Source organism: Rhizobium laguerreae, assembly GCF_002008165.1.
Classification (GTDB): Bacteria; Pseudomonadota; Alphaproteobacteria; order Rhizobiales; family Rhizobiaceae; genus Rhizobium; species Rhizobium laguerreae.
Genome location: NZ_MRDM01000010.1, coordinates 400,185 through 411,925 on the forward strand (window position 1 = coordinate 400,185; position 11,741 = coordinate 411,925).

Here is an 11,741-nt window from a genome sequence, read left to right on the forward strand (position 1 = left end):
CCGGAGACCGTCATGACCGATGACACGACGAAAAACGGACCTGACGCAACTGCGGCCGATGCCGCAGCCGACGCCGCCGCCTACGTCGAGAACGAAACTGCGCAGCAAGAGCCCGCCCAGCCGGACCCGATCGAGCTTCTGAAAGCCGAAAACGGCGAACTGCGTGACCGTTATCTGCGCCTTGCTGCCGAGATGGACAATCTGCGCCGCCGCACCGAGCGCGAGGTGAAGGATGCCAAGTCCTATTCCGTCGCGGGTTTCGCGCGCGACATGCTCGCCGTCTCCGACAATCTGCGCCGCGCCCTTGATGCCATACCTCCGGAGACCAAGGCTGCTGCCGATGCCGGCCTGAGCACGCTGATCGAGGGTGTCGAGATGACCGAGCGCGCCATGCTGTCGGCTCTTGAGCGCCACGGCGTTCGCAAGCTGGAGCCGGTTGGCCAGAAGTTCGATCCGAATTTCCATCAGGCGATGTTCGAGGTGCCGAACCCGGACGTGCCGAACAACACGGTCGTCCAGGTCGTGCAAGCAGGCTTCACCATCGGCGAGCGCGTGCTGCGCCCAGCCATGGTCGGCGTCGCCAAGGGCGGCCCGAAGCCGGCCGAAGCCGAAACCAACTCCGTCTTCGACGAGAAGGACGCTTGAGATCGTTTCCTTCCTCCTCGAGGAAGGGAAACCAAAGCTTTAGATGCGGGCGAAGCGTTCGATCAGCAGATTGAAGAAGCCGTCCGCATCGACATGGCGCATGACCCTGGCATTGCGCTTGCGCTCGGTCACATGCCACCAGTCGACGACGGTCATGCCGACCGTGAGTTCGGACTGGACCTCGATCTCGACATTGCACTCCCGGCCTTTGAAAAGCTCCGGCTTCAGCAGGTAGGCGACGACGGTCGGGTCGTGCAGCGGCCCGCCGTCGGAACCGTATTTCTCGATGTCGAAGCGTTCGAAGAATTCCAGCATCTCGACCATGGCCTTTGCCGGCGCCGTGCCGATCTCGGCCATGTGCTGCACCCGGTCCTTGCGGGTCAGCAACTGATGCGTCACGTCAAGCGGCATCATCACGATCGGAACGCCCGAGCGGAAGACGATATCGGCCGCCTCTGGGTCGACATAGATGTTGAACTCGGCCGCCGGCGTGATGTTGCCGCCCTCGAAAAAGCCGCCGCCCATCATCACCAGTTCGCGGATGCGGGGGGCGATGTCGGGCGCCTTCTGGAAGACCATGCCGATATTGGTGAGCGGCCCGAGCGTACACAGCGTCACCGTGCCTTCCGGCTCGCGGCGCAGCGTCTCTATGATGAAGTCGACGGCATGGCCGGGCTGCAGCGCCATCGTCGGCTCGTCGAGATCCGGACCGTCGAGGCCAGTTTTGCCATGCACATGTTCGGCGGTCACCAGCTTGCGAGCGATCGGCGCGTCGGCGCCGGCGAAAACCTTCGTCTCCGCCCGGCCGCAGAGCTCGCAGACGATGCGCGCATTGCGGCTGGTGAGCGAAAGCGGCACATTGCCGGCGACTGTCGTGATCCCCAGCACCTCCAGCTCATCAGGGCTGCCGAAGGCAAGCATGATGGCGGCCGCGTCGTCCTGGCCGGGATCCGTGTCGATGATGATCTTTCTTGCGCTTGCCATTCCGATCGTTCCATCCTCGCACTGCATGTTGTCGGCATGTACCGATTTCTTCACGTCCCGTCTCAAATCAGCACATTCGGCGCGGGCATGTTTTGATGCGAGTCAGCTGACGCTTTGTCAAGGAAAGAGCCTGACGCCATCACCTTAAAATCGAGAGGTGACGCCGGCACCTCTCGGCCGATGCCTTGCGGCGCCGGGATTCTGTCCCCATATTAGCGGCATCCGGATGCTGCACTTGAGGTCCGGGATGGTCGCTTGCATCAAGGACTTGAAAAAAATGAGCCGCATTACCCCTTTCGCCAGCCCGCTGCTTCTGGGCTTCGATGCCATGGAAAAGACGCTGGAGCGCATTTCCAAGGCGAGTGACGGATATCCGCCTTATAATATCGAACGCATCGCCGCCGACACCGGCGCGCCGGAACGTCTGCGCATCACCCTTGCCGTGGCCGGCTTCAGCGAGGAGGAACTCGATGTCTCCATTGAGGAGAACCAGCTGCTGATCCGCGGCCGCCAGGTCGAACAGGGTGAGCGGGACTATCTTTATCGCGGTATCGCCGCCCGTCAGTTCCAGCGTACTTTCGTTCTTGCCGACGGGATGCAGGTGTTGGGTGCGGCCCTGAAGAACGGTCTGCTCTCCGTCGATCTAATTCGTCCGGAACCCGCGCGCATGGTCAAGAAAATTAACATTTCGGTCTCAGAGTAGCACAACGGTTTGTCGAACCGTTGGTCCCTTCTCCCGGAGGAACAGGAATGTTGATGAAAGAAGCCACGTCTCACTTGACCAAATCCGAGCTTGCCCACATCGGCAACGGCGAGGTCGCCTATATCAGAAAAATGCGGACCGATGAGGTCGCCAAGTGCTTTCCCGAGGCGCCGGATATCGATCCGAACGTCGATCTCTGGGCACTTTTCGGCGCCGACGGCACGCCGATCCTTTTGACGGACAACCGCTCCAGCACCTTTTTCAAGGCTGCCGAGGACGAATTGAAGACGGTCAGCCTGCACTGACCGTCAAGACCACTTGAGCTTGATTGAGATGTGCGTGACCGGGTTTCCTTAAGCGAACCGGACCGCCGTTCTCGCGCGCGCCTTTGCCGCTACCTCTTCGCGATCACGAGGAGGTTGAGACGTTTCCAGCGAATCGAGCAGCTCGCGGGCACATGCCGCGATGGAATTGACCGCGTGCTCGAATGCGACCTCATTGCGCTTCGACGGTTTAGTCGTTCCGCTCACCTTGCGCACGAACTGGAGCGCGGCATCGTGGATCTCGTCGTCCGTCGCTGGCGGATCGAAATTGAACAGGGGTTTTATATTTCGGCACATGACTTGCTCCCGGTCATTGTCTCTCTTCGATTGAGAGGAGGGTGGCCAGCACAGAAAATAGCCGCGTGAGCGCTAATGGCAACCGGTCCGACGGCGGAACTCTACGCGTCGCAAGGCAGGGCGCAACTCCTTCAGTTCGGTTTTTTGTCGCTGTCGGGAACCATCAGATCAGCGTCCTACGCGATTGCTCACGTGAGGAACATCATGGGCGCGTTTGCCGACTTGCCGACTGCCTCAGATCTTCCTGAACGTCAGATAGGCCGAAGACCGGCCCTCGCGGCGCGCCTTGGCCTCGTAACGCGTGCTCGGCCAGCCCTCATAGGGCGTCAGCCAATCGGCTGCATTGTCGGCTATCCAGTCGAAACCGCCATGGTTGCGGCACTTGATCAGCGTCCAGTTTACATAGGTATCGATGTCGGAGGCGAAGCAGAACAGGCCGCCGGGTTTCAGCACGCGATGAAAACGGTCGAGATTGGTTTTCGAGACGAAACGCCGCTTCCAGTGCTTCCGCTTCGGCCAGGGATCGGGATAGAGCAGGTCGATCTGATCGAGTGCGCCGTCCGGCAGCCAGTCGAGCAGTTGCGTCGCGTCGTCATTATAGACGCGGATATTGGAGGCACCCGTCTCACCGACGCGCGACAGCAGCTTCTGCATGGAATTGACGAAGGGTTCGACGCCGATGAAGCCGGTCGAAGGCGTCTCCAGCGCGCGGTGGATCAGGTGCTCGCCGCCGCCGAAACCGATCTCCAGCCGTAATTTTTCGACCGGAACCGGGAAGAGGGAAGTCAGCGGCTCCGGCGGAGCCGCCGAGAGATCGATCAGGAATGCCGGCAGGAGACTGTTCAGCGTCTCGGCCTGCTGTTCGCGCAGGGCCTTACCCTTGCGGCGACCGAAGAAGGCTTCGGTCGCCCGCCCCCGGCGTTCCATATCCGTCATGCAGCGGCTTTGGTCTTAACGGATTCCTTGAGCGCCTTCACGAGGTCGGTGCGCTCCCAGGAGAACGAGCCGTCGCGGCCGGCCTTGCGGCCGAAATGGCCATAAGCCGACGTCTTGGCGTAGATCGGCTTGTTGAGGTCGAGATGACGGCGGATACCGGTCGGCGACAGGTCCATGTTCTGGCGGATCGCGGCTTCGACCTGATCCTCGCTGATGCCATTGCCGGTACCGTGCAGGTCGACATAGATCGACAGCGGCTGAGCAACACCGATGGCGTAAGAGAGCTGGATTGTGCAGCGGTCAGCAAGGCTGGCGGCAACGACGTTCTTGGCAAGATAGCGGGCGGCATAGGCGGCCGAACGGTCGACCTTCGTCGTGTCCTTGCCGGAGAATGCACCGCCGCCATGCGGAGCGGCACCGCCGTAGGTGTCGACGATGATCTTGCGGCCGGTGAGGCCCGCATCGCCGTCCGGTCCGCCGATGACGAACTTGCCGGTCGGGTTGATGTACCACTTGCAATCGTCGGCGATCTTCAGCTCGCCGAGCGCTTCGCGGATATAGGGCTCGACGACAGCGCGGACCTTCTTCGAATCCCAGCTCTCGTCGAGATGCTGGGTCGAAAGCACGATCGAGGTTGCTTCCGACGGCTTGCCGTCGACGTAGCGCACGGTCACCTGGCTCTTGGCGTCGGGGCCGAGCTTGGCGACTTCGCCGTCGCCCTTCTTGCGGGCAACTGCGAGCAGCTGCAGGATCTTGTGGGAATAATAGATCGGCGCCGGCATCAGGTCCGGCGTTTCGCGGCAGGCATAACCGAACATGATGCCCTGGTCGCCGGCGCCCTCGTCGCCCTGCTGGTCGGCGGCGCTGTCGACGCCCTGCGCGATATCCGCCGACTGCGAGTGCAGGAGCACGTCGATCTTTGCCGTCTTCCAGTGGAAGCCGTCCTGCTCGTAGCCGATATCCTTGATGGCGCGGCGGGCGGCAGCCTTGAACTTCGAAGGATTGATGACGTCCTTGCCATCCTTGTCCTTCTTCATCAGGCTCGGCGGCAGGCGGACCTCGCCGGCGATGACAACACGGTTGGTCGTCGCCAGCGTCTCGCAGGCAATGCGCACGCCCCACGGATTGACGCCGGTCTTGGCCGCTTCGCGGTAGACCAGATCGACGATCTCGTCGGAGATGCGGTCACAGACCTTGTCCGGATGACCTTCGGCAACAGATTCGCTGGTAAAGAGATAATTTGCGCGCATTTCGGGATTCCCCTCAAAGAATAAAGCCAGCTAGTAGGTACTCAGTTCGAGGCCTGATGACAAGCGCAGAAGGACATAAATATATCTTTATATCTGCGGCAAAGTGACAAATTTTGCCCCAAAAACGCAAAAAAGGCGGCCTTTCGACCGCCTTTCGAATTCTGCGATGGTGGGTGGTCAGTCGGCGTCGGCTTCAGCGGCCAGGGCTTTCACCAACTCCACGACCTTGCGGCGAACCTTGGGATCGGAAATCTTGACGAAGGCGCGATTGAGCTGCAGTCCTTCCGAGGAGGAGAGGAAATCGACGACGTAATTCGAGCTGGAGGCTTCCATGCCGCCGCCGCCACTGGAATGTTCGCCGGGCGCGTCCTCGAAGAAAAACGACACCGGAACATTGAGGATGTTCGAGATATTCTGCAGGCGGCTTGCGCCGACGCGGTTAGTGCCCTTTTCGTATTTCTGGATCTGCTGGAAGGTGATGCCAAGGCTTTCGCCAAGCTTTTCCTGGCTCATGCCCAGCATCGTACGGCGGAGGCGAATACGGCTGCCAACATGGATGTCGATCGGGTTAGGCTTCTTCTTGTTTTCAATCATGGTCGTGCCCTAGCTAAGAATTTCAACCTGTTTCTAACCGGCATGCCCCTGATCCATCCCAAAACGCCACGTTGCAAGCGGTGAGGAACCCACCTTCAAACATACGTTAAGAACGCCGATTGACATCACTATGCAATTTTAGGGGTTTTTGGTCAATTCAACCCGGAAATAAAACCTCTGCGAGAAATTAGCGCAATCAAAATCAGCAGCGCCTCGATCAACCAGAAGTATGTTTGCCGGGGGAATGTCGTTCCGGCTCCATCGCTGATGCTATCGAGCGTTGCATCGACGAAACCGGTTTCTCCAAGACTGAGGCCCGCAATAATTTCCCCATGTGCATTCACCAGCGCTGAAATGCCGCTATTGGCGTCGCGAATCAGCGGCAGGCCGGTTTCAACAGCCCGTACCCGCGCCTGCTGGAAATGCTGGTAGGGGCCGGGCGTCACGCCAAACCAGGCATCATTGGTGATATTGAGGATCGCGTTGGCGTCTTTTATGTCACCGGTCATTTCGCCGGGAAAAATGATCTCGTAGCAGATCAGCGGATAGAGATTGAGCCCGCCGGGCAGCGCCAGCAGGTGCCGGCTTGCGGCGGCCGAGAAGCCGCCCGGTATCTCGACGACGTTCTGGATGCCGAATTCGGTGAGCACGTCCTCGAAGGGCAGATATTCGCCGAAGGGCACCAGATGCACCTTGTCGGACGCGGCGATGATCTGGCCGCGGCCGTCGATCACGTAGATGGAATTATAGTAGCGCGGCGGCGTGCCTGGTCCCATCTCCTCGGCGCGAACGGCGCCGGCGATCAGGATCTGATTGTCGTCGAGCGTATCGGCAATCCGGGTCAGCGCATCCTGATTGTCGGTCAGGATGAAGGGGATCGACGTTTCCGGCCAGACGATGATATCAGGCTTGCGCCCGCCATTGTCAGGCGCTTCGGCCGACAGCTTCAGATGCGTCTCGAAGATCGCGGCGCGGTCGACGTCGTTATCCATTTTCGCTGTCTGGTCGATCGCCGGCTGCACCAGCCGCACCACCGGCCGCTTGTCCTCAGGCAATGTGTCCGGCCGCGGCGCGAGATGGAGAGCATAGGCGCCATAACCGAGATGGGCGGCAAAGAAGAGGGCGGCGAGTGCGATGCCCGTCCGTGCCCCTTGCCGCGTCCCGGCAAGGGCAGGCGCAGAAAAGACGAAGACGGCAAGGGCCGTTACGCCCATCGCTCCGATCACATGCGCCGATTGCATCATCAGCGGAACCGGCATGATGCCGTAGCCGATGGCGTTCCAGGGAAAGCCGGTGAGGACGAAGCTTCGAAGCCATTCCATCAGCCCGAAGCCTGCCGCAAGCGCGGCGATCCGCCCCATGCCATCAGACCAGACGATGCGGGCAAGGGCGGCCGCCAGGCCGTAGAAGATCGCAAGACAGGCCGGCAACCCGAGGATTGCCAGCGGCAGCGCCCAGGCGAATTCTTCCTGATCGATCAGCAGCGCATGGCCGAGCCACCAGAGGCCGGCGACGAAATAGCCGAAGCCGAATAGCCAGCCGGTGGCAAACGCCGGCCACAGCCTGCCGATCAGGCCGCTTTCAGGCGAAGCCGCCGCCCCGTCGATGAGCCAGACGAGCAGGGTGAAGGAAAGGAACATCGCCGCGAAAAAGCCGATGGGCGGCAGCGCCAGAACCGCGAATGCCCCGGCGGCGATAGCCAGCAGCGACCGTTTGAAACCCCAGACGAGGATAACCCTGTCCGCAAGCCGCTCCATGCGCACTCCCATCAAACCGCGAATCAACCCATTCGCAGTCTTTCAAAAAAGCGGCTCTTTGTCCCGTCAGTTGGGTCCCGTCAGTTGGGTCCTGTCAGTTGGCGGTCGATTCCGCCGGCCGGTCGTCGCCGGCCTCTGAGCCGCCATCCGCCTTGGCGCGGCGGCGGATCGCGTGGCGCTTGCGGGTGATGCGCAGCCGCTTGATGCGGCGCGGATCGGCGTCGAGGATGTGGAATTCGAAGCCCGGCAGCGCCTGGACGACCTCGCCGCGCACCGGGATGCGGCCGAGTGCCGAGAAAATCAGGCCGCCCAGCGTATCGACCTCGTCGACCTGCTCGCTGATGTCGAAATCCGGCCCGATCGCTTGGGCGATCTCTTCCAGCTCGACGCGGGCGTCGGCGATGAACATGTCCTCGGCGACGCGCTTGAACATCACCTCCTCGTCGTCATGTTCGTCGTCGATGTCGCCGACCACCATTTCGACGATGTCTTCATGCGAGGCAAGCCCGTCGGTGCCGCCATATTCGTCGATGACGAGCGCCATTTGCGTGCGGTTCACCTGCATCCGGCGCAACAGGTCGGACGCCAGCATCGACGGCGGCACGAACAGGATCTTGCGGATGATGCCGGCCTCGGCCAGCGTCTTTTGCAGGTCGACGCGGGCGAGATCGAAATTCGGCTTGGCCGAACGCGTGGTCTTCTGGATGTTTTCGGGCGCGACCTCGATCGCCGGCACGGCAACGGACGGCTTCGCCGAGGCGCGGCGCTTGTTGCGCGCCTGCTTGGCGACATAGGAGAGCAGGTCGCGGATATGCACCATGCCGCGCGGATCGTCGAGCGTATCGGCATAGACAGGCATGCGTGAGCGGCCGGATTCCTCGAAGAGGATCATCAGCTCGCCGATGGTGATGTTCTGGTCGACCGCCTCGATATCGGCGCGCGGCACCATCACGTCGGCGACGCGCACCTCGCGAAAGCGCAGGATGTTGTTGAGCATCGCCCGTTCGTCGGGCGAAAAGGCGTCGTCGCCGGCTGCATCTGTCATAAGCGCGTCGGCGAGATCCTCGCGCAATCGCGAGCCCTGCTGCGGGCGAAGGATGCGCGCGGCGCGCGACCAGAAGGATTGCGATCGGCCGGATGGCCGACTACTACTGCCTGCCTCGTCCGAAGAGGAGGATGGCTCGGAGTCCTTGGCGTCTGCCGCCGGCTTCGTCGTAAAGTCGCTCATGGTTCCATTTTAAGGTCTTGACCCTCGTAGGGATCAGATAGGCCGAGCTGCGCCAAAATGCGAGTCTCCAACCCCTCCATAATTTCGGCTTCGGCACTATTCATATGGTCGTAGCCGAGAAGATGCAAGAAACCGTGGACCAGAAGATGGGTCAGGTGGTCGTCGAAACTCTTTTCGAGCTCGGCCGCTTCCCGCTCCAGCGTCTCCCGGGCGATGATGATGTCCCCGAGCATCGGGCCGGGCATCTTGCCGGGCTGAACCGGAAAGGCCGGAAAGGAGAGCACGTTGGTCGCCTTGTCCTTGCCGCGCCATTCGGCGTTGATGTCCTGGATCGAGGCATCGTCGGTAAAAACAAGCGAAACCTCGGGCGGCATCGTCGGGAAAGGCTGCTTCTCGCTGTCGCGTAGATAGATCGTGGCGGCGCCGAGCACACGTTCGCAAAACGACAGCAGCGTCTCCTCGCCGGGCCAGCCGATATCCTCGACGCTGATCTGGATGTCGAGTTCAGCCATTAGCCCTGCCGGCTGACGTCTTCGGCGACGGCATAGGTGGAATCATAGGCCCTGACGATGCGCCCGACCAGCGGGTGGCGGACGACGTCGGTATCCGTGAAGCGCACGATCGAGATGCCCTCGACGCCGTTCAGAAGCTGCAGGGCCTCGACGAGGCCGGATTTGACGCCGCGCGGCAGATCGATCTGGCTCGGGTCGCCGGTGACGATCATGCGCGCATTTTCGCCGAGACGCGTCAGGAACATCTTCATCTGCATCGACGTGGTATTCTGCGCTTCGTCGAGGATGATGGCGGCATTGGCGAGCGTGCGGCCGCGCATGAAGGCGAGCGGCGCGATTTCGATGACGCCGGCGGTGATCGCCCGGTCGACCTTGTCGGCAGGGATCATGTCGTAGAGCGCATCATAGAGCGGGCGAAGATAGGGATCGACCTTTTCCTTCATATCCCCGGGCAGGAAGCCGAGGCGCTCGCCGGCCTCGACGGCCGGGCGCGACAGGATGATCTTTTCGACCGCGCCGCGCTCCAGCAGCTGGGCGGCATGGGCGACGGCGAGATAGGTCTTGCCGGTGCCGGCCGGGCCGACGCCGAAGACAAGCTCGGCGCGTTCCAGTGCCCTGATATAGGCGTCCTGCATCGGCGTGCGGGCGATGATCGTCTTCTTGCGCGTGGAAACCTGCGCCATCGTCAGCTTGGCCTTGCGCTCCATGGTCGGCAGGCTGAGCTGATCGTCGGAGGCGACCGCCATGCGGATTGCACCCTCGACGTCGGATCTTTCCACGCTGCCGCCTTTCTGAAGTTTTTCATAGAGATAGTCGAGCGTGCGCCGCGCCTGATTGGTGGTCACGATATCGCCTGTGATGACGACCGAATTGCCGCGTGCCCGCGCATCGATGTTCAGCCGTTGCTCGAGCAGCTTGAGGTTTTGGTCGAATTGACCAAAGAGCTCGCTGGCGAACCGGTTGTTCTCGAACGTCAGGACGAAGTGATTGGTATCGCTCGGCGTGCGGGGGTGGCGCGGTGAAGAAGAAACCAATTCTTGTCCGTTCAAGCGGTCGGGCTCCTTGGGTTAGACCGCAGCCTCTGCGCGTTCGGCAAACAGGCTGTTTGTTCCGGTCCCTGTGATTCGCACTTTAATAATGTCACCGATTTGCGATGCTTTTGCATCAACATTCACCGATTGAAGCCAGGGAGACCGTCCGATTAGTTGTTCCGGCATGCGACCGGGCTTTTCGAGCAACAGGTCGATCTCTTTGCCGATGCAGGATTCGGCAAATTCCTGCTGCTGCTTCAGGAGAAGCATTTGCAGGCGTTCCAGCCGTTCTGCCTTGATCTCTTCCGGCACCTGGTCCTTCAGCTCCGCGCCGGGCGTACCCGGCCGTGTCGAGTATTTGAACGAGAAGGCCTGTGCATAACGAACCTCCTCCACAAGCCTGAGTGTATCCTCAAAATCCTTGTCTGTCTCCCCCGGAAAGCCGGTGATGAAATCGCCCGACAAGGCGATATCCGGCCGCACGGTGCGGATGCGCTCGATCAGCGCCAAATATTCGGCCGCCGTGTGGCGCCGGTTCATCGCTTTCAGGATGCGATCCGAGCCCGATTGCACCGGCAGGTGCAGATAAGGCATCAGGGCCCTGAGGTCCCGATGGGCGTTGATCAGCCGGTCATCCATGTCGCGTGGATGGCTGGTGGTGTAGCGCAGCCGCGCAAGACCGGGGATCTCGGCAAGGCGATAGAGCAGGTCGCCGAGGCTCCATGCCTCGCCTTGGCTCCCGGCGCCGTGCCAGGCATTGACGTTCTGCCCGAGCAGGGTGATCTCGCGCACCCCGCTGTCGGCGAGCTTTTCGGCTTCCTCGACGATCTGGGAAACCGGCCGCGACACTTCCGAGCCGCGCGTATAGGGCACGACGCAGAAGGTGCAGAACTTGTCGCAGCCCTCCTGCACCGTCAGGAAGGCGGTGACGCCGCGGGCTCGGATCCTTCGGCTCTCGGCGATCGGCAAATGCTCGAACTTGTCCTCGATCGCATATTCCGTATCGACGACGCGCTGGCCCTGTTTGGCCCGGCGCAGCGCCTCCGGCAGACGATGATAGGTCTGCGGGCCGATGACGACGTCGACGGCGGGTGCGCGGCGCAGGATCTCTTCGCCTTCGGCCTGGGCGACGCAGCCGGCAACGCCGATCATCATCTCCCGGCCGTCCGCCGCCTTCTTCTTTTTCATATCGCGCAGCCGTCCGAGCGCCGAATAGACCTTCTCGGCCGCCTTTTCGCGGATATGGCAGGTATTGAGGAGAACGAGGTCCGCCTCTTCCATATCTTCCGTCGGCTCATAGCCGTCGCGGGCGAGCGCATCGCTCATGCGCATGGAATCGTAGACGTTCATCTGGCAGCCATAGGTCTTGATGAAGACCTTGCGGCTGTTGCTGCCATCGCGGGGTGTCGATTCCGGGGCCTGGAGAAGGGCGCTGTCCTGTGTCATGGCGCGCTATTTAGTGGTTTTTGCCGCCGGAGAAA

Annotated in this window: 13 protein-coding genes; 3 read left to right on the top strand and 10 right to left on the bottom strand. The window is 61.5% G+C overall.

The window, feature by feature from the left end; all coding sequences use genetic code 11:
• Window positions 1–12 precede the first annotated feature (12 nt).
• On the top strand, window positions 13–645 hold the full coding sequence (grpE, locus tag BS630_RS10415) for a nucleotide exchange factor GrpE (protein ID WP_003544834.1): 633 nt from the start codon (window positions 13–15) through the stop codon (window positions 643–645).
• 39 nt (window positions 646–684) lie between these two features.
• Here grpE and BS630_RS10420 read toward each other — a convergent pair whose 3' ends face one another.
• The gene (locus tag BS630_RS10420) at window positions 685–1,629 is read right to left on the bottom strand and encodes a nucleoside hydrolase (protein ID WP_077977712.1); all 945 of its coding nucleotides are present in this window, start codon (window positions 1,627–1,629) and stop codon (window positions 685–687) included.
• Between the two features lie 277 nt (window positions 1,630–1,906).
• Here BS630_RS10420 and BS630_RS10425 point away from each other — a divergent pair, with 277 nt between their 5' ends.
• Together BS630_RS10425 and BS630_RS10430 are read left to right on the top strand one after the other, a co-directional pair.
• Window positions 1,907–2,332, top strand: a complete 426-nt coding sequence (locus tag BS630_RS10425) for an Hsp20 family protein (RefSeq protein WP_017958691.1) — start codon at window positions 1,907–1,909, stop codon at window positions 2,330–2,332.
• Between the two features lie 47 nt (window positions 2,333–2,379).
• Entirely contained in the window at window positions 2,380–2,637 is a 258-nt protein-coding gene (locus BS630_RS10430) for a BQ00720 family protein (RefSeq protein WP_003544838.1), read from the top strand.
• Between the two features lie 48 nt (window positions 2,638–2,685).
• Here the strand turns inward: BS630_RS10430 and BS630_RS10435 are convergent, their stop codons facing one another.
• The 9 genes from BS630_RS10435 to miaB all read right to left on the bottom strand — a co-directional run bounded on the left by BS630_RS10435 (window position 2,686) and on the right by miaB (window position 11,706).
• On the bottom strand, window positions 2,686–2,952 hold the full coding sequence (locus tag BS630_RS10435) for a DUF2277 domain-containing protein (protein ID WP_017958692.1): 267 nt from the start codon (window positions 2,950–2,952) through the stop codon (window positions 2,686–2,688).
• 234 nt (window positions 2,953–3,186) lie between these two features.
• Complete coding sequence (gene trmB, locus BS630_RS10440; RefSeq protein WP_077977361.1) at window positions 3,187–3,888, bottom strand: tRNA (guanine(46)-N(7))-methyltransferase TrmB; 702 nt, start codon at window positions 3,886–3,888, stop codon at window positions 3,187–3,189.
• Window positions 3,885–5,138, bottom strand: coding sequence for a methionine adenosyltransferase (metK, locus tag BS630_RS10445; protein WP_025392891.1), 1,254 nt, complete (start codon window positions 5,136–5,138; stop codon window positions 3,885–3,887). Before metK ends, trmB begins: the two co-directional genes overlap by 4 nt.
• A 177-nt stretch (window positions 5,139–5,315) precedes the next feature.
• Window positions 5,316–5,732 (bottom strand): helix-turn-helix domain-containing protein, encoded by a 417-nt coding sequence (locus tag BS630_RS10450; RefSeq protein WP_020048186.1) that lies wholly within the window; start codon window positions 5,730–5,732, stop codon window positions 5,316–5,318.
• A gap of 152 nt (window positions 5,733–5,884) precedes the next feature.
• On the bottom strand, window positions 5,885–7,489 hold the full coding sequence (lnt, locus tag BS630_RS10455) for an apolipoprotein N-acyltransferase (RefSeq protein ID WP_077977713.1): 1,605 nt from the start codon (window positions 7,487–7,489) through the stop codon (window positions 5,885–5,887).
• 94 nt (window positions 7,490–7,583) lie between these two features.
• A complete protein-coding gene (locus BS630_RS10460) occupies window positions 7,584–8,717 on the bottom strand; it encodes a hemolysin family protein (RefSeq protein WP_072639865.1) in 1,134 nt (377 codons plus the stop codon).
• Window positions 8,714–9,229, bottom strand: a complete 516-nt coding sequence (ybeY, locus tag BS630_RS10465; protein ID WP_017958697.1) for an rRNA maturation RNase YbeY — start codon at window positions 9,227–9,229, stop codon at window positions 8,714–8,716. Before ybeY ends, BS630_RS10460 begins: the two co-directional genes overlap by 4 nt.
• On the bottom strand, window positions 9,229–10,278 hold the full coding sequence (locus tag BS630_RS10470) for a PhoH family protein (protein ID WP_077977362.1): 1,050 nt from the start codon (window positions 10,276–10,278) through the stop codon (window positions 9,229–9,231). Before BS630_RS10470 ends, ybeY begins: the two co-directional genes overlap by 1 nt.
• Before the next feature lie 18 nt (window positions 10,279–10,296).
• Window positions 10,297–11,706, bottom strand: a complete 1,410-nt coding sequence (gene miaB, locus BS630_RS10475) for a tRNA (N6-isopentenyl adenosine(37)-C2)-methylthiotransferase MiaB (protein ID WP_025392895.1) — start codon at window positions 11,704–11,706, stop codon at window positions 10,297–10,299.
• Window positions 11,707–11,741: the final 35 nt, after the last annotated feature.

Excerpts from the sequence above, each read along its gene's own strand:
- BS630_RS10460 (WP_072639865.1), bottom strand. The coding sequence starts at position 8,717 with ATGAGCGACTTTACGACGAAGCCGGCGGCAGACGCCAAGGACTCCGAG.
- BS630_RS10425 (WP_017958691.1), top strand. The coding sequence starts at position 1,907 with ATGAGCCGCATTACCCCTTTCGCCAGCCCGCTGCTTCTGGGCTTCGAT.
- BS630_RS10420 (WP_077977712.1), bottom strand. The coding sequence starts at position 1,629 with ATGGCAAGCGCAAGAAAGATCATCATCGACACGGATCCCGGCCAGGAC.
- BS630_RS10435 (WP_017958692.1), bottom strand. The coding sequence starts at position 2,952 with ATGTGCCGAAATATAAAACCCCTGTTCAATTTCGATCCGCCAGCGACG.
- BS630_RS10450 (WP_020048186.1), bottom strand. The coding sequence starts at position 5,732 with ATGATTGAAAACAAGAAGAAGCCTAACCCGATCGACATCCATGTTGGC.
- trmB (WP_077977361.1), bottom strand. The coding sequence starts at position 3,888 with ATGACGGATATGGAACGCCGGGGGCGGGCGACCGAAGCCTTCTTCGGT.
- metK (WP_025392891.1), bottom strand. The coding sequence starts at position 5,138 with ATGCGCGCAAATTATCTCTTTACCAGCGAATCTGTTGCCGAAGGTCAT.
- ybeY (WP_017958697.1), bottom strand. The coding sequence starts at position 9,229 with ATGGCTGAACTCGACATCCAGATCAGCGTCGAGGATATCGGCTGGCCC.
- miaB (WP_025392895.1), bottom strand. The coding sequence starts at position 11,706 with ATGACACAGGACAGCGCCCTTCTCCAGGCCCCGGAATCGACACCCCGC.
- lnt (WP_077977713.1), bottom strand. The coding sequence starts at position 7,489 with ATGGAGCGGCTTGCGGACAGGGTTATCCTCGTCTGGGGTTTCAAACGG.
- BS630_RS10430 (WP_003544838.1), top strand. The coding sequence starts at position 2,380 with ATGTTGATGAAAGAAGCCACGTCTCACTTGACCAAATCCGAGCTTGCC.
- grpE (WP_003544834.1), top strand. The coding sequence starts at position 13 with ATGACCGATGACACGACGAAAAACGGACCTGACGCAACTGCGGCCGAT.